The following is a 19,531-nucleotide window of genomic DNA, read 5'->3' on the forward strand; positions in this document are numbered from 1 at the left end:
GCTGGAGGAGTTTGGCCCATGACCACCAAGAACCGCGTTACGCCCGAAGAGGCGCTGGCCTATCACCTCGACCCCACGCCGGGGAAATACGAGATCGTCGCCTCAAAGCCGATGACCACGCAGCGGGATCTGAGCCTTGCTTATTCGCCCGGTGTTGCGGTGCCGGTGGAAGCGATCGCCGAGCGGCCCGAGACCGCCTACGATTACACCGTGAAAGGCAACATGGTCGCGGTGATCTCGAACGGCACGGCGATCCTTGGCCTTGGCAACCTTGGCGCGCTCGCCTCCAAGCCGGTGATGGAGGGCAAGGCCGTGCTCTTCAAGCGCTTTGCCGATGTGAACGCCATCGACATCGAGCTTGCGACCGAAGACCCGGAAGAGATCATCAAGGCGGTGAGCCTGATGGGGCCGACCTTTGGCGGCATCAACCTCGAAGACATCAAGGCGCCCGAGTGTTTCATCATCGAGCAGCGGCTGAAAGAGATCATGGACATTCCGGTGTTCCATGACGACCAGCACGGCACGGCAGTGATCTGCGCGGCGGGGCTGCTCAATGCGCTCGAAATCTCGGGCAAGAAGATCGAAGATTGCAAGATCGTGCTCAATGGCGCGGGGGCGGCGGGGATCGCCTGCCTCGAACTCATCAAGGCGATGGGCGCGAAACACGACAATTGCATCATGTGCGACACCAAGGGCGTGATCTATCAGGGCCGCACCGAGGGCATGAACCAGTGGAAATCGGCGCATGCGGCAAAAACCGATGCGCGCACGCTCGAAGATGCGATGAAGGGTTGTGATGTGTTCCTTGGCGTTTCCGCCAAAGGGGCGCTGACGCCCGAGATGGTCGCCACCATGGCCGACAATCCGGTGATTTTCGCGATGGCGAACCCGGACCCGGAGATCACGCCCGAGGATGCGCAGGCGGTGCGCCCGGATGCGATCGTGGCGACGGGGCGTTCAGACTATCCAAACCAGGTGAACAACGTTCTGGGCTTTCCCTATCTGTTCCGCGGCGCGCTCGACATCCACGCCCGCGCGATCAATGACGAGATGAAGATTGCCTGTGCCAAGGCGCTGGCGGATCTTGCGCGCGAGGATGTGCCCGACGAGGTGGCGATGGCCTATGGCCGCAAGCTCACCTTCGGGCGCGATTACATCATTCCCACCCCCTTCGACCCGCGGCTCATTCATGTGATCCCGCCGGCAGTCGCGCAGGCGGGGATGGAGACCGGCGTGGCGCGCCGCCCGATCATCGACATGGACGGCTATGTGCAGAGTCTGAAGGCGCGGATGGACCCGACGGCGGCGATCCTGCAGGGGATCAATGCGCGCGCGCGGCAGGCGCAGGCGCGGATGATCTTTACCGAGGGGGATGACCCGCGGGTGCTGCGCGCGGCCGTGGCCTATCAGCGCGGCGGCATGGGCACGGCGCTGGTGGTGGGGCGCGAATCGCATGTGAAGGAACAGCTTGAGGCGGCGGGCATCGGCGATGCTTACCGCGAGCTTCAGATCGTCAATTCGACCAACTGCAAGCATATCGAGACCTACAAGGATTTCCTTTACCGGCGCCTGCAGCGGCAGGGGATGGACCGGGAAGATGCGCACAAGCTTGCCACGCGCGACCGGCATGTGTTTGCCGCGCTGATGCTGGTGCATGGGCATGGCGACGGCATGATCACCGGCGCCACGCGCAAATCCGCCCATGTGCTTGAACTGATCAACAAGGTGATCGACGCCAAGCCCTCCGATGGCGCGGTCGGCATCACGGCGCTCTTGCACAAGGGCAAGGTGGTGCTGATCGGCGATACGCTGGTGCATGAATGGCCCGACGAGAACGACCTTGCCGATATCGCCATGGCGGGGGCGCGGGTGGCGCGGGGCCTCGGCATCGAACCGCGGGTGGCCTTTGCCTCCTTCTCGACCTTCGGCTATCCGGTTTCCGAACGCGCGATGAAGATGCATGTCGCGCCGCAGGTGCTGGATGAGCGCGGGGTCGATTTTGAGTATGATGGCGAGATGGCCGTCGATGTGGCGCTGAACCCCGAGATGATGAAGCACTACCCGTTCTGCCGCCTCACCGGGCCGGCAAACATCCTCGTGGTGCCGGCGCGGCACTCGGCCTCGATCTCGGTCAAGCTGATGCAGGAGATGGCGGGCGCCACAGTCATCGGCCCGATCCTGACCGGGATCCCCCATTCTGTGCAGATCTGCTCGAACCGGGCGACAGTGAACGACATCTTGCATATGGCCGCACTCTCAGCCAGTAAATTGGGTCAGACGCGCTGAAAGACCCATGCCGGGCCGGTTTCGGCCCGGTTTCATGAGGATGTAGCATGACGATCTTCAACCTCGGCTCGATCAACGCCGATCACTTTTACCGGCTGCCCCATCTGCCCACACCGGGCGAAACGCTTGCCGCCACCCGCTATGACCGGGGTCCGGGCGGCAAGGGGGCGAACCAGTCGGTGGCGGCGGCGCGCGCAGGCGCGGATGTGCGCCATATCGGCGCGATCGGCGCGGACGGGCGCTGGATGCGCGACGAGCTGCGCGCCGATGGGGTCGATTGCACGCATGTCTCCGAAGTGGGCACCGCCTCGGGCCATGCGATCATCTATGTCGATGCCGAAGGCGAGAACACGATCATCCTGTTTCCCGGCGCAAACCGGGTGGTGCCGCGGGTCTCGCTGGAGGCCGCGCTTTCGGATGCGGCACCGGGCGATTACCTGATGATGCAGAACGAAACCTCGCTGCAGCGCGAGGCGGTGGAGCTCGCCCGCAAGAAAGGGGTCTTTGTCGCCTATTCGGCCGCGCCGTTCGAGGCCGAGGCGGTGCGTGCGGTGATCGAGGGGCTCGATCTTCTGCTCCTCAATGCTGTCGAGGCCGCGCAGCTTTGCGAGGCGCTGGGCGTTGCGCTTGAAGCGCTGCCGGTGAAAGCCGTCTGCGTCACGCATGGCGCGAAGGGCGCGGTCTGGCATGACCTTGTCGGGAAGACCGAGCACCGCCAGCCCGCCTTTCCGGTCGAGCCGGTCGATACGACGGGCGCGGGCGATACTTTCGCGGGCTATCTGGTGGCGGCGCTTTCCGAAGGGCTCGCGCCGCCCGCGGCGCTGCAACTCGCGGCAGCGGCCTCGGCGGTGAAAGTGACCCGTGCGGGCACCTCGGCCGCGGTGCCGAAGCGGGCCGAGGTGGAAGCTTTCCTGAAAGCGCGGGGCTGAGGCGCCTTAACCCAGCGAATAACCGGTGCCGCGCACGGTGCGCACCGGATCGGAACCGCCGTTGACCATCAGCGCCTTGCGCAACCGGCCCACATGGACGTCAATGGTGCGGGTGTCGACATAGATGTCGCGCCCCCAGACGCGGTCCAGAAGCTGATCGCGCGTCCAGACCCGGCCGGGCTTTTCCATCAGTGTCGAGAGCAGCCGGAACTCGGTCGGCCCGAGCTTGAGCGGCTGGCCGTCGCGGAACACCCTGTGCTCGCCCGCATCGAGAATGATGTCATCAAAGCTGAGCCGCTCGCCCATCGTGGCGGGCCGGGTGCGGCGCAGCTGCGTGCGCAACCGCGCCATCAGCTCCACCACCGAATAGGGTTTCACGACATAATCATCCGCCCCGGTTTCAAGGCCGCGCACCCGGTCGGCCTCTTCCGAGCGGGCCGAGAGCATGATGATCGGGATCGCCCGGCTGTCCGGGTTCGCCTTCACGCGTCGGCAGATCTCGATCCCCGAGACATTCGGCAGCATCCAGTCAAGCACGATCAGATCGGGCTTTTCCTCGCGCAGAAGCAACAAGGCCTCGTCACCGTTTACCGCCATCACCACGCGGAACCCCTCGGCTTCGAGGTTGTATTGCAGGACTTCGCGCTGGGCCGATTCATCCTCGACCACCAGCACGCAGGGCTGCCCGGTTCCGACCATGTCTTAGCCCTCCTGCGGCGTGAACGGGGTCACGCTGTCCGATTTCGGGCGCGGTTCCTCGGGCATCTCGCCGGTGACAAGATAGGTCACCTGCTCGGCGATCGAGGTGCACAGATCGCCCATCCGCTCGATGTTCTTGGCGATGAAATGCAGATGCATGCAGGGCGTAATGTTGCGCGGATCTTCCATCATGTAGGTGAGGAATTCGCGGAACAGCGCGTTGTACATCTGGTCGATTTCCACGTCGCGGGCGCGCACATCGGCGGCGAGCTTCGCATCGCGCTGGATGAAGCTGTCGATCGCGTCCTTCAGCATCCCCTCGACCGCCATCGCCATGCGCCGGATCGCGCCCGAAGAGCCGCTGATCGCCGGCATCGCCACGATCACCTGCGTGCGCTTGGCGATGTTCTTGGAGTAATCGCCGACGCGCTCGAGGTTCGAGGCGATCTTGAACACGGTGAGCGCGATGCGCAGATCCGAGGCGGTGGGCGCGCGCAGCGCGATCAGCCGCGCCGCCTCGCTGTTGATCATCTCTTCGAGTTCGTCGACCTGCTTGTCGCGCTTGCGCACGGCTTCGGCCAGTTCCTCGTCACGGTCTTCGAGCGCCTGGGCGGCATCGAGCACCTGGCTTTCGACGAGCCCCCCCATCTTCACGACCATCGCCTGAACGGCCTCCAGGTCGCGGTCGAAGGACGAAACGATATGTTGGCTCATGGGATGTCTTTCCTCAACCGATACGGCCGGTGATGTAGCTTTCCGTGCGGGGATCGCGCGGATTGGTGAAGATCTGGCCGGTCTCGCCGAATTCGACGAGATTGCCGAGGTGGAAGAAGGCGGTGCGTTGCGACACGCGCGCCGCCTGCTGCATCGAGTGGGTGACGATCACGACCGAGAAGTTTTCGCGCAGCTCGTCGATGAGTTCTTCAACCTGCGCGGTGGCGATCGGGTCGAGCGCCGAGCAGGGTTCGTCCATCAAGAGCACCTCGGGCGAGGTGGCGACGGCGCGGGCGATGCAGAGCCGCTGTTGTTGCCCGCCCGAAAGCCCGGTGCCCGGCGCGTCGAGCCGGTCCTTCACCTCGTTCCAGAGCGCGGCCTTGCGCAGCGCGCTTTCCACCACTTCATCCAGCTCGGCCTTGTTCTTCACGAGGCCGTGGATCTTCGGCCCGTAGGCGACGTTGTCATAGATCGACTTCGGGAACGGGTTCGGCTTCTGGAACACCATGCCGACGCGGGCGCGCAGCTGCACCGGGTCGACCTTCTTGTTATAGATGTCCTCGCCATCAAGCAGGATATCGCCTTCCACCCGGCAGATGTCGATCGTGTCGTTCATCCGGTTGATGCAGCGCAGGAAAGTCGACTTGCCGCAGCCCGAGGGGCCGATGAAGGCGGTGACCGTCTTGTCGAGAATGTCGACATCGACATCCTTGATCGCATGCGTGGTCCCGTAGAACACCTGCACCTTGCGGGCAGAGATCTTGATATCGGTGGCGTCCACGGTTCTCTCCGTCAGTCTCATGTCATTCATGGGTCGCATCCTTACCAGCGCCGTTCAAAGCGGCGACGCAGAAGCACCGCGAGGATATTCATCGCGAGCAGGAACACCAGCAGCACGATGATCGCCCCCGAAGCGCGCTCGATGAAGGCGGGGTCGGCACGTTGGGTGAAGTTGTAGACCTGAACCGGCAGCGCCGCGGCCGGATCGAGGAAGCCCTCGGGGGGCGCGGCCGGGTAGTCTTTGACAAAGGCGACCATGCCGATGAGCAGGAGCGGCGCGGTCTCGCCCAAGGCTTGCGCCAGGCCGATGATCGTGCCGGTGAGGATGCCGGGGAGCGCGAGCGGCAGCACATGGTGGAAGATCGTCTGCATCTTCGAGGCGCCGACGCCGAGCGCGGCATCCTTGATCGAGGGCGGCACGGCTTTCAGCGCGGCGCGGGTGGCGATGATGATCGTGGGCAGAGTCATCAGCGTGAGCACGAGCCCCCCCACCAGCGGCGAGCTTTGCGGCATGCCCGCGAAGTTGATGAAAACCGCAAGGCCGAGGATGCCGAACACGATCGAGGGCACCGCGGCGAGGTTGGCGATATTCACCTCAATGAGGTCGGTGAAGCGGTTTTGCGGCGCGAATTCCTCCAGATAGATCGAGGCGGCAACGCCGATCGGCAGCGCGAGCACCAGCACGATGATCATCATATAGGCCGAGCCGAGGATCGCCACGCCCAGCCCCGCCGATTCCGGGCGCAGCTCGGAGGCATCGGGGTTGGTGATGAAGGCGGGGTTCAGCGCGAGCTTGATCATGCCCGCGTCGCGCATCTTCTGGGCGAGCTCAAGCTGGGCGGGGGAGACGTTGCTGTCGAGCGCGGCGCTCTCCATCGTCACCCGGCCCTTGAAGAAGCCGTCGATCCGGCCGCCTGCCAGCGCCTCGAAGTCGATCGTGGTGCCGATCAGCTCGGGTTTGGCGAGCACCTGATTGCGCAGGATCGCGGGCGCTTCCTTGGAGATCAGCGCGCCGATCTCTTTCGTTTTCATGCCCTCGGGGGCGAGGCCCTTTTCCGTCACCGCTGCCTCAAGCGCCTGCGAGAGGAGCTTGCCATAGGTGATCGTGGTCGCCTTGGCGAGGTCCGCCGGGTCGCGGTTGCCCTTCGGGTCGAGGAGTTTGGCGTCGAGCGTGACGGGCAGGCTCAGCATGGTCTGCCGGAAGGCGCCAAGCCCGGAGCCGAGCACCGAGGAGAGCAGCACGATCAGCGCCAGAACGCCGACACCGACAGCAACGACGCCATAGATGCGGAAGCGCTTTTCGGCCGAGTTGCGGGCCTTGGTGCGGGCGTCCTTGGTGTAGAGCGAGGGACGGTGTTGGGACATGTCTGCCAGTGTCATTCGTATTGCTCGCGATATTTGCGCACGATGATCAGCGCGATGATGTTGAGCACCAGCGTGAAGACGAAGAGCGTCAGGCCGAGCGCGAAGGCAACGAGGGTTTCGGGCGAGGCGAATTCGGTGTCACCGGTGAGCTGGGAGACGATTTTCACCGTCACTGTGGTCATCGCCTCGAACGGGTTGAGCGAGAGCTTCGCCGCCGCGCCCGCGCCGAGCACCACGATCATCGTTTCGCCAATGGCGCGCGAGGCGGCGAGCAGGATCGCACCGACGATGCCGGGCAGCGCCGCGGGCATGATCACCTGCTTGATCGTTTCCGATTGTGTGGCGCCAAGGCCGTAAGAGCCATCGCGCAGGCTTTGCGGCACCGCGTTGATGATGTCATCCGAGAGCGAGGAGACGAAGGGGATGATCATGATCCCCATCACGAGGCCCGCGGTCATCACCGAGGAGGAGGAGGAGCCGATCCCGAGCGGCTGGGCGAAATAGTCGCGCAGCATCGGGCCGACCGTGATCAGCGCGAAGAGGCCGTACACGATGGTCGGGATGCCGGCGAGCACCTCAAGCAGCGGCTTGGCAATCGCGCGCACCTTTTTGGAGGCGTATTCCGCAAGGTAGATCGCCGCAAAGAGGCCGACCGGCACGGCGACGGCGAGCGCAATCAGCGAGACATAGAGCGTGCCCCAGATCAGCGGCCAGATGCCGAGATCGGAACCGCCGCCGAATTTCGGGTTCCATGTCAGCGAGAAGAAGAAATCCGCCGCCGGATAGAGCTGGAAGAAGTGCACCGTCTCGAAGACGAGCGAGAGCACGATGCCGACGGTGGTGGCGATGGCGACAAGCGAGGCCGCGATGAGCAGCACTTTCACAAAGGATTCCGAGACGTTGCGGGCGCGGAACTCGGGACGGATGCGCACCATTGCAAAGCCGAGCCCGGCCAGCGCCACGGCAAGCACAGCAACCACCATCGCGGTATGGGCGACAGTGTTGAGCGCGCGATATTCCTTCGCGGCCTGAAACACGACGGGTTTCACATTCGAGCCGAGCGCCACGCCGACATCGGCCATGCGCGAGCGGATGTCGCTCAGATCGGCGCGCATGGTTGAGATGTCGGCCTCGCTCAGGCGCCCCTGGGCGACGACGAGGTCGATGCCTTCGGCGATGCGTCGCACATCGCTCATCACGAGGCCGATGTTGGCGCCTTCGGGGAGTTCACTGGCGGGAAGCATCTCGACGACGCGGGCTTCGATCAGCGCGGGCTGCGCGAGAAGCCAGAGCGCCATCAGCAGGAAGGCGGGCACGGCGGTAAACAAGGCCACCGTCTGGCCGTAATATCCGGGGAGGGAATGGAGTTTGCGAAGGTCTCCCTTGGCCGACTTCAGCGCACGCATGCGCCCGAGAATGAAGCCGCCGATGGCGAGAACAAGCACGAGAGCCGCGAGAAGGCCGATGGTCATGGCAAGATCCGGTCAAGGGAAAGGTGGCGCCCGAAGGCGCCACCTGGGAAGGTTTGGCTCAGTTGAGCGGGCCCATCGGGGTGCCGGCGGCAACCATCGCCTGGGTCGCGGCCAGTTCCGGGTCCGACACGAGGCCATAGGCCGCGAGCGGGCCGTTCGGGCCGGCCATTTCGTCGGAGACGAAGAAGTCGATGTACTCTTGCAGGCCCGGGATCACGCCGAGATGCGCTTTCTTCACGTAGAAGTAGAGCGGACGCGAGACGGGGTAGGTGCCGTCGGCGATGGTTTCGGTCGAGGGAACGATGCCCGACATGGTGGCGACGCGCAGCTTGTCGGTGTTGTTTTGGTAGAACGACAGGCCGAACACGCCGATCGCGTTCTTGTTCGCGTCGAGGCGCGAGAGCGTCTCGGTGTAGTCGCCGTCGATGTCGACCGAGGTGCCGTCGGTGCGCAGCGCGAGGCAGGCTTTCTCGCCGTCTTTTTCGCCCATGGCGGCAACGAAGGCTTCTTCGGCGCCGGTGGCCTTGCAGCCCGCTTCCAGCACTTTGATGTCGAACACTTCACGGGTGCCGTGCTTGGTGCCCGGGATGAAGGCGAGGATGTCTTGTTCCGGCAGCGCGGCGTTCACGTCGTGCCAGGTTTTCGCGGTGTTCGGGACGAGCGCGCCGTCTTTCATCACTTGCGCGGCGAGCGCGTTGTACCAGTCGGCCGGGGTGAAGGCGAAGTCGGCGCCGTTGATGTCCGAGGCGAAGACGATGCCGTCATAGCCGATGCGGACTTCCATGATTTCGTCGACGCCATTGGCTTTGCAGGTGTCGATGTCGGATTGCTTGATGCGGCTCGACGAGTTCGCGATGTCGATGGTGTTCTCGCCCACGCCTTCGCAGAGCTTCTTGCGGCCCGCGCCCGAACCGCCGCCTTCCACGACCGGGGTCGGAAAGTCGAAGTTTTCGCCGAAGGCTTCGGCAACGATGGTGGCATAGGGCAGCACGGTCGAGGAACCGGCCGACTGGATCTGGTCGCGGGCAAGCGCGCCCGCGGTGGAAGCGGCCAGGATGGCCAGCGCCGAGACGCCGATTTTCGCGGTGTTCATGGATCACTCCTGAATGTCATTGCGGGCCGATCTGGCCTCGGCGCCCGGCTTAGGCCCGGCCCATGACGCTAATGCAAAAAATACATGACAGTTATATGACAACCCGGCGGCTCAGCCGCGCGCAAGCGCCGCAGCAATCAAGGCGGGCACGCCCGCGGTTTCGCCAATCGCGGGGAGGAGCGGGCCGCGATGGCCCGCCTCGGCAAGCGATTTTGGAATATCCAGAGCCACATGGCCGGCGCGGAGGGCGAAAAGCGGCAGGCAGACCGCGTCGCGGTGATGGCTCGCAATCAGGCGCAGATGCGGTTCCTCCTCAAGGAAGGCCAGCACCAGCCGATGATGCGGCAGAATCTCGGCGAGCTGCCGCGCCAGCGCTTCGGTGGTCTCGCGCGAGCTGCGGGCGGCTTCGGAGCCGTGGGCGACCAGAATCACCTCGGTACAACCTGCGGCGGAAATCGCCTTTGCCACCAGCTCTGGCAGGGCCGGATCGCGACCGAAAGGCGGCAGGATCGGCGCCGCATGGCCCAGTTCGGCCAGCCGTCGCGGAAGCTGTACCCGCGTGAACCAGCCCTCGGCCATGAAGAACGGATAGACCGGCGCCTGCGGTTGCGCAACGAGCGCGGCGCGCAAGGCACCGGGGCAGGCAAGGGTTGCCGCGCCAATCTGCCAGTCCGGCAGGAGAGCATTCACCTGAGCCGCGAGATCTTGCAGCTTGCGGTCAGCGGGGATCGGGTCGGACGGAAACCCATGGGCGACAATCAGGGCATTTCTCATACGCCAAGCCTAACGCAGCGACGCAAGACGGCAAGGGTGCGCGCGGCCGGAATTTGCGTCATTCTCTCCCGGTTTCGCTCGCAGAAGGGGGGAGGATGATGTCCGAGGAGAATGGTTAACCGATAGTAACCACAAGTCTATGATAATACGTCATATTGTTGGGACTAATCAGTTGCGGCGAATCCCTGGTTCGCCTAGAAAGAACCTACCGGCCAGGACGGTCAGGACCCGAATTTACAGTTTCACGTGTGGTGCGTAGGGGAACACGTGGGGTGAGGAGGGTCCTGGTAGGGGTGCCGGGACCCTCCGCTTATTCTGGCTTTCCGACTCTGCCTGCGGCCTTGGCCGTGGCATCGATGTGCCGTTTTAGCGCCTCAGGGTGCGACGCCGCCAAGCGCGCAAACGATCTGCCATTCCTCTTCCGTCACCGGTTGCACCGAAAGCCGCATGCAGGTGACAAGCGACATCTTGGTCAGTCGCGGGTCTGCCTTCACCTCGCTCAGCGTCACCGGGCGGGCAAGCGGGCGGATCGCGCGGATGTCGACGCAATCCCAGCGTGGGTCATCGGTGGTGGAATCGGGGTGGGAGAGCGCGCAGACCTCGACGATGCCGACGATCTCCTTGCCGATGTTGGAATGATAAAAGAAGCCCTGATCGCCCAACTGCATCGCACGCATGTTGTTGCGCGCCATGTAGTTGCGCACGCCGTGCCATTCCTCGCCCACGTCGCCCTTGGCCACCTGCATGTCCCAGGACCAGACGTTCGGCTCCGATTTGAAGAGCCATTTCGCCATCAGCCGATCACCTTTTTCCATTCCTGCACGCTCACGCTCTCAAAGAGCCCGGCCGCGGCATAGGGATCGCCCGCGGCCCAGGCCTGCGCAGCGTCAAGGCTGTCACATTCGACAATCACGAGCGAGCCGCACATCTGCCCCTCGCTCAGGAACGGCCCCGCCATCTTCACGACCCCGGTTTTCTCGATATAGGCGAGATGCGCGGCGCGGGTGTCGAGCCGGGTTTGCAGCGCCCCTTCCTTGTCACGGCAGATCACGGCGTAAAGCATGTCATTCCTCCTTGAGCGGACGAGAGAGCAACGCCGAGACGGCGTCGGAAACAGAAAGTTCGCGGCCGACAAGCGCGGCGATCATCGCGGTGATCGGCATCTCGATGCCGTGGCGCAGGCCCAGCTCCATCGCGGCGCGCGCTGTGGCGGCGCCCTCGACGGTGATGGCCGCATCAAAAGCCGTGTCCGAGCCCAGCGCCTGACCAAAGCGGAAGTTGCGTGACTGCGCCGAGGTGCAGGTGAGCACCAGATCGCCAAAGCCCGAGAGCCCGGCAAGCGTTTCGGGGCGGGCGCCGAGTTTGAGCGCGAGCCGGCTCATTTCGGCAAAGCCGCGGGTCATCAGCGCGGCGCGGGCGGAATCACCCAGTTTCGCGCCGATCACCACACCGGCTGCGATGGCGATGACGTTTTTCAGCGCGCCGCCGAGTTCGGCCCCCACGGTATCGGTGGTGCGATAGAGCCGGAGCGTGGGGGTGGACAGGCGCGCCTGAAGGTTTGGCGCATCGGCGCGCGTGGCGAGCGTCAGTGCTGTGGGCAGGCCGCGGGCGATATCGGCGGCAAAGCTCGGGCCCGTCAGCACTGCGGCGCGTGCGCCGGGGCAGGCGGCCTCGATCAGCGCGACAGGGCCCTGCCCCGTCGCAAGGTCGATCCCCTTCGAGCAGGAGACGAGGATTTTGCCGTCGAGACGTGTCCTATGGGCGGCAAGGAAGGCCCCCATCTGCTGCATCGGCATGGCCAGAAGCAGAACTTCGGCAGCGCTGGCGCGAGCGAGGTCGGAGGAAATGCTCAGCGCTTCGGGCAGGGAGGCGCCGGGCAGGCGGCGGGCGTTCTCGCGGCGCGCGGCCATTTCGGCGGCATGAGAGGCCTCTCGTGCCCAAAGCGCGACCGGCCCCGTTTGCGAAAGCGAAATTGCCAAAGCCGTACCAAAGGCGCCCGCGCCCAGAACCGCAATCTTCATGCCTTTGCCCCCTTCTTGCCCGCGCCCAGCATCGCGGGTGCGGTCTGATCAAGGGGCCAACGCGGGCGGGCGACAAGGTCTGCCGCTGTCGCAGTGCCGGCGCGGAACCGCTCGATGCCCGCAAAAGCGATCATCGCGGCATTGTCGGTGCAGAGTTTCAAGGGCGGTGCGGTGAAGCGCACGCCGGCCTCGGCGCAAACGGCCTCAAGGCTTGAGCGGATCTGCCGGTTCGCGGCCACGCCGCCCGCCACCGCGAGGGCGGGAACCTCGGGCGCCTCGGCCAGATAGGCTTTCAGCGCGCGGCGGGTCTTTTCGGCCAGCACGTCGGCAACGGCTTGCTGGAAAGCGGCGCAAAGATCGGCACGGGTTTGCCGGTAAAGCCCGCCATGCGCCGCCACCTCGGCATCGCGCGCGCGCAAGAGGGCCGTCTTCAGCCCGGAAAAGGACATGTCGCACCCGGGCCGATCCAAGAGCGGGCGCGGGAAGGGGAAGGCTTTCGGGTTGCCCGCCAACGCCTCTGCCTCGACCGAGGGGCCGCCCGGTTGGGCCAAGCCCAGAAGCTTCGCCGTCTTGTCAAAGGCCTCGCCCGGCGCATCGTCGATCGTGCCGCCGAGGCGCTGGAAGCTCTCTGGCCCGCGCGCGATCAGGAACTGGCAATGCCCGCCTGAGACAAGAAGGATCAGATAGGGGAAGGCGAGCGCATCGGTGAGCCGGGGCGTAAGCGCATGGCCTGCGAGATGGTTCACGCCGACAAGCGGCACCCCCGAACCCGCAGCAAGGCCCCGTGCGCACATCACCCCCGACATTACCCCGCCGATGAGCCCCGGCCCGGCGGTAACCGCGATGCCATCGAGATCGGCCAGCGCGAGCCCGGCCTCGGCCAGTGCCGCCTCGACGCAGGTATCGAGTTTTTCGGCATGCGCCCGTGCCGCGATCTCGGGCACCACGCCGCCATAGGGCGCGTGCAGCGCGACTTGCCCGGCAACCACCGAGGCAAGCACCTCGGCGCGGTCCGGCCAGGCTCGCACGACGGCGGCCGCGGTATCGTCGCAGCTCGATTCAATGCCGAGAAAGGTGAGCGCTTCGGTCATGTGGTTTTGCCGCAGGGGCTTTCGGGGGGCTTTGTTGCAAGGGGTTCCTATCGCAGGTAACACCGGGGCAGGCATCGCACAACCCGAGGCCCTCATGCGTGAAGATGAACCCTTTCGACCGCCCCTCCTGCTGACGCGCCCGCGCGTGGGCTCGGAGCGGTTCGCGCGGCAGTTCCGCGCCCGGATGGACGACGAGCACTGGCCGGTGACGATTGCGCCGCTGCTGGAGATCGAACCCACCGGCGCGGATCTCCCTGCGGCAAATGCACTCATCATCACTTCCGAATCCGCGGTCGCTCCGGTGGCTGCGGCGCCTGCTCTGGCGGGCAAGCCGGTCTATTGCGTGGGCGAGCGCACGGCGCAGGCGCTCACCCGGGCGGGCTTCGAGGTCGCTCTCGTTGCCCCCGATGCCAAGACGCTTTTGCCGATGATCCTCGCCGTGCCCGATCCGGGCGCGTTGCTCCATGCCCGTGGCTCGGACATCGCCTTTCCGCTTGCCGAACGTCTCACGGAGTCCGGGCGCGAGGTGCGCGAGGCCGTGGTTTATGCGCAAATGTCGCAACCGCCCGCGCCCGAACTCTTGGCGCTGCTGGCCACGCCGGGGCCGGTTCTGGTGCCGGTTTTCTCGCCCAACAGCGGGCGGCTTCTGACCGAGGCGGCCGAAGGAGCGCAGGCGACCCTGCGTGTGGCGGCGATCTCGCACGCCGCGGCGGAGGCCTGTGCCACGCTGCCGTGCAGCGCCCTGCGCGTGGCGGCCAAACCCTCCGCCGAGGCGCTGCTCGACGTTCTTGTCGCACTGATGCGAAACAGTTCCGGTTGAGCCCCGCGGGTGCGCCCAATAGACTGCCCGCGATCGAAGATGTGACGCGCTTTTGCGCGGACAGGAGGAATGTCCATGGCGAAACCGGAAACGGACGAGACCGAAACCACCGCAGCCACCTCTGCCCAAGACCTTGAAATGACTTCCAGAGAAGAAGAGTCGCAGGCGGCAGAGGCGCGCGCGGAAGAGGATGCGGGCATCGAGGAGGCGATTGTCGTCGACGAGAGCGCCGCGGCGCCGGGGCCGGGCGAATCAGAGCCCGAGAGCACGCTCCTGCCCGATCCTTCGGCGCCGGAACCGGAAACCGCCGCGGAAGAGACGCCCGCGCCCGTTGCGATGAAAAAACCGGAACCTCCGCCGAAGCGGCGCGGCCTGCCTGTGGTGCTGGGCGGCGTGATTGCGGCGGTGATCGGCGCGGGGGTGACGATTGGTGTCCTGCCCAATATGCCTGCCGATCTGCGCGAGACGATCCTGCCCGCGGGGGGCGGAGCGCGCGCGCTCGAACAGGCGATTGCCGCGCAGGACAAGAAGATTGCAGCGCTTGAAGCCAAGCTCGCGCAGGCGCCCGAGGCCGGGCCCGATGTGGCGGCACTCGAGGCGCAGCTCCCCGAACTCTCCGCCAAGCTCGCTGCGCTGGAAAGCGCGGGCAATGCGGATGCGCAGGCGGAGATCGACGCGCTGAAGGCGGAACTCGTGCAGATGCGCGAAGACATGAAGAAATCGCCGATGTATGCGACGCAGCAGCAGCTTGATGCCGCGACCACCGAGGCGAAGGCGCGGATCGCCGAAGCAGAGGCCGAGGCGGCGAAGATGCGTGCCGAGACCGAAGCCGCCGCGCAACGTGCGATCAAGCAGGCGGCGGTCTCGCGGGTTGCCGCCGCCTTTGACACTGGCGCTCCGCTCGCGCGCCCCGTGGCCGAGGTTGAGGCCGCCGGCATGACTGTTCCCGCAGCGCTGAAATCCGAGGTGCCCTCGGCGATGATGCTGCAGGAAACCTTCCCCGATGCCGCCCGGGCCGCGCTCGCCGTGGCGCGCAAGGTTGATGCTGGCGACAGCGTGATGGGCAAGCTTGGAACCTTCCTTCTGGCACAGACCGGGGCGCGTTCGCTCAATGCGCGCGAGGGCAGTTCGCCCGATGCCGTGCTCTCGCGGGCGCAAGCCGCGGTCGATGATTCCAAATTCGAGACGGCGGTGGCCGAACTCGCAGCCCTGCCCGAAGAGGCGCAGGCTGAAATGACGTCCTGGAAAGCGATGGTGGAGGCCCGCATGACGGCCCAGGCCGCCATCTCCGAACTGGCCCAATCCGTGCAATGAGGTGATGGCGATGATCTGGTCTTTTGTGAAAATCGCGCTGTTTCTGCTCATCGTCGCCGGGTTGACGATGGGCGCTGCGGCGCTGTCCGATTCGGGTGAGGCGATCCGCATCGTCGCGCTTGGGCAGGAGTTCAACTTTGGCGCGCTGCAGGCGGTGATCCTGCTGTTGATCGTTGTTGCGGTGCTTTGGGTCGTGTTCAAGGTGGTTGGCTTCCTCGTCGCCTTCCTGCGCTTTGTGACCGGCGATGAAACCGCGATCAGCCGCTATTTCGACCGCAACCGCGAGCGCAAGGGCTATCAGGCGCTGGCGGAGGGGATGCTGGCGATCGCCTCGGGCGAGGCACGGCTGGCGATGTCCAAGGCGGCAAAGGCGGAGCGCTATCTGCGTCGGCCCGACCTGACGAACCTGCTCACCGCGCAGGCGGCCGAGATGAATGGCGACCAGCGCCGGGCGGAAACGGTTTACCGCCGCATGCTCTCGGATCCGCGCACGCGCTTTGTGGGCATCCGCGGCCTGCTGACGCAAAAGCTCACCGATGGCGATACCGATACCGCGCTGAAGCTGGCGCAAAAAGCCTTCGCGCTGAACCCCAAACACCCGGATGTGCAAAACACCCTGTTCCGGTTGCAGACCGAATCGGGCGACTGGAAAGGCGCGCGCGACGTGCTCTTGGCCAAGATGCGGCAGGGCGAGATCCCGAAAGATGTGCACAAGCGCCGCGATGCGGTGCTCGCGCTGCAGGAAGCCCGCGTCGTTCTCGACAAGGATTCCTCGCTTGAGGCGCGCGAGGCGGCGATTGCGGCGAACAAGTCCTCGCCCGATCTCATCCCCGCCGCGGCGATGGCCGCCAAGGCCTATGCCGATCAGGGCAACACCAAGGCGGCCACGCGCGTGCTGCTGAAGGCCTGGGAGGCGCAGCCGCACCCGGATTTGGCCTCGGTCTATGCCGCGCTCGAACCCTCTGAATCTGCCTCCGAGCGGCTCGCCCGTTTCGAGAAATTGCTCTCGCTGCGGCCCGACCACGAGGAAACGAAGCTTCTGCGCGCCGAACTCAGCATCGCCGCAGAAGATTTCCCGGCGGCGCGCCGGGCGCTCGGCACCCTTGCCGAAACGCATCCGACCACCCGCACGCTCACGCTGATGGCGGCGATCGAGCGCGGCGAGGGCGCGGATGAAGCGGTGGTGCGCGGCTGGCTGACGCGCGCGGTGACGGCGCCGCGCGGCAAGCAATGGTGCTGCGACAAATGCCAGAACATTCAGGCGGAATGGGCTCCGGTCTGCGACAATTGCGGCGGCTTTGATACGCTGAGCTGGCGCGAGCCGACGAGCGGTGGCGTGCCGCTGCCCAATGGCGCGGAAATGCTGCCCCTGATCGTGGGCGCGGGCAAGCCGAAGCCCGAGGCCGCATTCGACATCACCCCGCCGGATGCCGAAGACGCCGCAGAAAAAGGCGAAAAATAGGGCTACACATCCCTGCGATGGCGTGCTACGTGCCCGCCATCACGCCGGTGTAGCTCAGCTGGTAGAGCACGTCATTCGTAATGATGGGGTCGGGGGTTCGAGTCCCTTCACCGGCACCAGATTCCAAAACGGCCGGGTCCTCGGGTCCGGCCGTTTTCTTTTCATCTTCCGGGCGGTTGCGGCGCCGCTAATGCTGCGAATCCTGCCGCGCGATATCGGACACCAGAACCGAAAGCGCCATATCGCCGAGGATCGTCCGCACCGCCTCAAGCATGGTGCGGCGCAGTTCTGCCATCGTCGCCGTATCGGTGAAGGCGCCGTCGAAGCCACCGGCATTCGCGTGGTCAAAGAGCACCTGCAACAGCGTGTCACGGATCTTCGGTTCGGCGGCATAGACCTTTTCGGTGCTGCCGAGCGTCACCTCGATGCTGAGCGACAGCACCACCAGCGAGGCAACTTTGCCGCCCCGCACCACCGGCACGACGAACTGGTTGTTGAGCTTGACGAATTCGGTTGTGGCAAGGCTTTCTGCCCCCTCGCCTTCGCCATGGCCCGCCTCGGCGCCATGGGCCGCAGGGGCGGCATGACCTTCCGCGGCTGGCGCGTTGTGACCGCCTTCGGCCGGGGCCGCGCCTTCCGCGGCAGCCGCTTCGGGCTCGGGTGGCGGCGGGCGCAGAAAATATCCCGCTGCCCCGCCCCCGGCGAGGCCGATCAATGCCAGAAGGACCGGGAGGATTTTCATCAGCATGGCGAACCCTCAGAACGGCAGGAGAATGTCGGCGACCTGCTGGCCGATGCGCGGTTGCTGCACATCGGTGATCTGGCCGCGGCCACCATAGGAGATCCGTGCCCCGGCGATCTTGTCATAGGTGATCTCGTTTTGCCGGCTCACATCCTCGGGCCGCACGAAGCCGGTCACGACAAGCTCACGCACTTCGAAGTTCACCCGCACCTCCTGATTGCCCTGGATCCGCAGCACCCCGTTGGGGAGCCGGTCGAGCACCGTGGCGGCGACGCGCAGCGTCAGCTTTTCCTTGCGGGCCACCGAACCGTCACCGGCATAGGAGGAATCGGAGGTGGTCTCATAGGCGGTGGCCATCGAGGCGCCGGTCGGCTGGTGCCGGTCGAGCCGTTGCGGGATGCCGAACATCTGCGGAATGCCCATCGTGTCCGAACTCGAGCGCGAGCGGTCGGTGCTGTTGGAGATCTCGGCCTTGTCGTCGATCTCGATCACCACGGTGAGAATGTCGCCGCGCGCCGCGGCACGGCGGTCGCCCAGAAGCGAGCCGCGGTTGCCCGACCAGAGCGAGGCTTCCTGCGCGGCGGTGCGTCGGCCAGGTTCCTCGGGCATCGGTTGTGCGCTCATCGCGTAAAATTCGTTGCTGCTTTCGACCGGGGTGAAATCGGGGGCGCGGCCAACCTGCTCGAGGCGGCCGCAGCTCGCGACGGACAGGGCGACAAGGGCGATCAGGGCAGGACGCATGAAGGATTTCTCTCAAGGTTGGACATGGCCGGCGCCATCGGCACCGAGCGTGGCAAAGATGACGGTCTTGGAACTCAGGTTCATCACCCGGATCGAATCGCCGATCGCGCCGCGGTCGAGTGCGCGGCCTTCGGCCTGGATGCGCAGTGTTCCACGGTTGTAGACAAGCGGCAGGGTCTGGTTGCGTTCGACGATCGCGGGCGGCGCCAGGTCGCCGGCATAGATCGGCCGGCCGGGGTAAAGGATGGAGCGGGTCTCAAGCCCGATCACCTGGCTCACATCGGCGAGCGCGCCCGGAATATCCTCTTCGGAGAGGACCACATCCTCGGGGTTGATCACGCTTTGCGCCCGCAGGGTGCGCAGCGTCACGACCGAGCCCGCCTCGGCCACGGAGCCAAGTGCGAAGCTGGCGCAGAGGGCAAGCAAAACCGTTTTCATCAACGCACCTGTGTGGTGGCCGAGAGCATTTCATCGGCGGCGGTGATCACTTTGGCGTTCATCTCGTAACCGCGCTGCGCCTTGATCAATTCGGTGATCTCGCGCACCGCATCGACCGAACTGTCTTCCAGATAGCCCTGCTTGAGCGTGCCGAGCCCGTCGACGCCGGGAGTGGAGACGGCGGGCGGCCCGGAGGCCTCGGTTTCGAGGAAGTTGTTCGAGCCGATCGCCTCGAGGCCCTTTTCGTTGGTGAACTCCGCCAGCGTGATCGTGCCGATCTGGGTCGGCTGTATCTGGTTGGTGAAATAGGCATAGACCTCGCCATCCGCATTGATGGCAATCGTATTGGCGCCGTTCGGAATGGTGATGCCGGGCACCAGCGGATACCCGTCAGAAGTGACGACGTCGCCATTGGCGGAGCGTTTGAAGCCACCGTCTCGGGTATAGGCGGAGGCACCCGAAGGCAGTGTCACCTCGAAATAGCCCTTTCCGTCGATCGCCAGATCGAGATCGCCGCCGGTTGCGCTGAGCGAGCCCTGCGCGAGTGTCACGCTCACCGCGGTGGGGCGCACACCAAGGCCAAGCTGCACGCCCGCAGGCACGATGGTGCCGTCGTTCGCGGTCACCGTACCGGGGCGGGTGGCCTGCTGATACATCAGATCGGCAAATTCGGCGCGCCGGGCGTTGTAGCCCGTGGTCGACATGTTGGCGAGGTTGTTCGAGATGACCTCGACCCGCATTTGCTGGGCGCTCATCCCGGTGGCGGCGATTTGCAGGGCGCGCATGGCTC

The 19,531-nt window shown here is 65.4% G+C and carries 20 protein-coding genes and 1 tRNA gene; 6 read left to right on the plus strand and 15 right to left on the minus strand.

Going from position 1 to position 19,531, the window contains the following annotated elements; translation table 11 throughout:
- Positions 1–18 precede the first annotated feature (18 nt).
- Both CRO22_RS09435 and CRO22_RS09440 read left to right on the plus strand, forming a co-directional pair.
- Positions 19–2,286, plus strand: a complete 2,268-nt coding sequence (locus CRO22_RS09435; RefSeq protein ID WP_097069896.1) for an NADP-dependent malic enzyme — start codon at positions 19–21, stop codon at positions 2,284–2,286.
- Positions 2,287–2,333: 47 nt separating this feature from the next.
- A complete protein-coding gene (locus CRO22_RS09440; RefSeq protein WP_097069897.1) occupies positions 2,334–3,215 on the plus strand; it encodes a ribokinase in 882 nt (293 codons plus the stop codon).
- Positions 3,216–3,221: 6 nt separating this feature from the next.
- Here the strand turns inward: CRO22_RS09440 and phoB are convergent, their stop codons facing one another.
- The 11 genes from phoB to tsaD all read right to left on the minus strand — a co-directional run bounded on the left by phoB (position 3,222) and on the right by tsaD (position 13,224).
- Entirely contained in the window at positions 3,222–3,914 is a 693-nt protein-coding gene (phoB, locus tag CRO22_RS09445; protein WP_097069898.1) for a phosphate regulon transcriptional regulator PhoB, read from the minus strand.
- 3 nt (positions 3,915–3,917) lie between these two features.
- Positions 3,918–4,628, minus strand: a complete 711-nt coding sequence (phoU, locus tag CRO22_RS09450) for a phosphate signaling complex protein PhoU (RefSeq protein WP_097069899.1) — start codon at positions 4,626–4,628, stop codon at positions 3,918–3,920.
- A gap of 13 nt (positions 4,629–4,641) precedes the next feature.
- Complete coding sequence (gene pstB / locus CRO22_RS09455) at positions 4,642–5,439, minus strand: phosphate ABC transporter ATP-binding protein PstB (protein WP_097069900.1); 798 nt, start codon at positions 5,437–5,439, stop codon at positions 4,642–4,644.
- 11 nt (positions 5,440–5,450) lie between these two features.
- Positions 5,451–6,788 (minus strand): phosphate ABC transporter permease PstA, encoded by a 1,338-nt coding sequence (gene pstA / locus CRO22_RS09460; protein ID WP_097069901.1) that lies wholly within the window; start codon positions 6,786–6,788, stop codon positions 5,451–5,453.
- Positions 6,785–8,245, minus strand: a complete 1,461-nt coding sequence (pstC, locus tag CRO22_RS09465; RefSeq protein WP_097069902.1) for a phosphate ABC transporter permease subunit PstC — start codon at positions 8,243–8,245, stop codon at positions 6,785–6,787. The genes pstA and pstC overlap by 4 nt, the downstream gene beginning before the upstream one ends.
- Before the next feature lie 58 nt (positions 8,246–8,303).
- Positions 8,304–9,338, minus strand: a complete 1,035-nt coding sequence (locus tag CRO22_RS09470) for a substrate-binding domain-containing protein (protein ID WP_097069903.1) — start codon at positions 9,336–9,338, stop codon at positions 8,304–8,306.
- A 111-nt stretch (positions 9,339–9,449) separates the two neighbouring features.
- Entirely contained in the window at positions 9,450–10,112 is a 663-nt protein-coding gene (locus tag CRO22_RS09475; protein WP_097069904.1) for a sirohydrochlorin chelatase, read from the minus strand.
- Positions 10,113–10,486: 374 nt separating this feature from the next.
- Entirely contained in the window at positions 10,487–10,906 is a 420-nt protein-coding gene (locus CRO22_RS09480) for an EVE domain-containing protein (RefSeq protein WP_097069905.1), read from the minus strand.
- On the minus strand, positions 10,906–11,175 hold the full coding sequence (locus tag CRO22_RS09485; RefSeq protein ID WP_097069906.1) for a YciI family protein: 270 nt from the start codon (positions 11,173–11,175) through the stop codon (positions 10,906–10,908). Before CRO22_RS09485 ends, CRO22_RS09480 begins: the two co-directional genes overlap by 1 nt.
- 1 nt (position 11,176) lies before the next feature.
- Positions 11,177–12,133 carry an NAD(P)H-dependent glycerol-3-phosphate dehydrogenase gene (locus tag CRO22_RS09490; RefSeq protein ID WP_097069907.1) on the minus strand — a complete coding sequence of 319 codons (957 nt, stop codon included), beginning with the start codon at positions 12,131–12,133 and terminating at the stop codon, positions 11,177–11,179.
- Entirely contained in the window at positions 12,130–13,224 is a 1,095-nt protein-coding gene (tsaD, locus tag CRO22_RS09495) for a tRNA (adenosine(37)-N6)-threonylcarbamoyltransferase complex transferase subunit TsaD (RefSeq protein ID WP_097069908.1), read from the minus strand. The genes CRO22_RS09490 and tsaD overlap by 4 nt, the downstream gene beginning before the upstream one ends.
- A gap of 94 nt (positions 13,225–13,318) precedes the next feature.
- Here tsaD and CRO22_RS09500 point away from each other — a divergent pair, with 94 nt between their 5' ends.
- The 4 genes from CRO22_RS09500 (at position 13,319) to CRO22_RS09515 (ending at position 16,939) form a co-directional block, all read left to right on the plus strand.
- Positions 13,319–14,044, plus strand: coding sequence for a uroporphyrinogen-III synthase (locus CRO22_RS09500; protein ID WP_176518603.1), 726 nt, complete (start codon positions 13,319–13,321; stop codon positions 14,042–14,044).
- Positions 14,045–14,119: 75 nt separating this feature from the next.
- Positions 14,120–15,358, plus strand: a complete 1,239-nt coding sequence (locus CRO22_RS09505; RefSeq protein WP_097069909.1) for a COG4223 family protein — start codon at positions 14,120–14,122, stop codon at positions 15,356–15,358.
- Between the two features lie 10 nt (positions 15,359–15,368).
- Positions 15,369–16,820 (plus strand): heme biosynthesis protein HemY, encoded by a 1,452-nt coding sequence (locus CRO22_RS09510; protein ID WP_097069968.1) that lies wholly within the window; start codon positions 15,369–15,371, stop codon positions 16,818–16,820.
- 43 nt (positions 16,821–16,863) lie between these two features.
- Positions 16,864–16,939 (plus strand) — tRNA-Thr (locus CRO22_RS09515).
- A gap of 68 nt (positions 16,940–17,007) precedes the next feature.
- Here the strand turns inward: CRO22_RS09515 and CRO22_RS09520 are convergent.
- From CRO22_RS09520 to flgG, 4 genes are read right to left on the minus strand one after another with little or no spacing between them, the layout of a single operon-like run.
- Entirely contained in the window at positions 17,008–17,568 is a 561-nt protein-coding gene (locus CRO22_RS09520; protein WP_097069910.1) for a flagellar basal body-associated FliL family protein, read from the minus strand.
- Between the two features lie 9 nt (positions 17,569–17,577).
- Entirely contained in the window at positions 17,578–18,303 is a 726-nt protein-coding gene (gene flgH / locus CRO22_RS09525) for a flagellar basal body L-ring protein FlgH (protein WP_097069911.1), read from the minus strand.
- 12 nt (positions 18,304–18,315) lie between these two features.
- Positions 18,316–18,741 (minus strand): flagellar basal body P-ring formation chaperone FlgA, encoded by a 426-nt coding sequence (gene flgA / locus CRO22_RS09530; RefSeq protein WP_097069912.1) that lies wholly within the window; start codon positions 18,739–18,741, stop codon positions 18,316–18,318.
- The gene (flgG, locus tag CRO22_RS09535; protein WP_097069913.1) at positions 18,741–19,526 is read right to left on the minus strand and encodes a flagellar basal-body rod protein FlgG; all 786 of its coding nucleotides are present in this window, start codon (positions 19,524–19,526) and stop codon (positions 18,741–18,743) included. The genes flgA and flgG overlap by 1 nt, the downstream gene beginning before the upstream one ends.
- Between the last annotated feature and the right edge of the window lie 5 nt (positions 19,527–19,531).

It is taken from the genome of Rhodobacter maris (genome assembly GCF_900217815.1).
Taxonomy (GTDB): Bacteria; Pseudomonadota; Alphaproteobacteria; order Rhodobacterales; family Rhodobacteraceae; genus Rhodobacter; species Rhodobacter maris.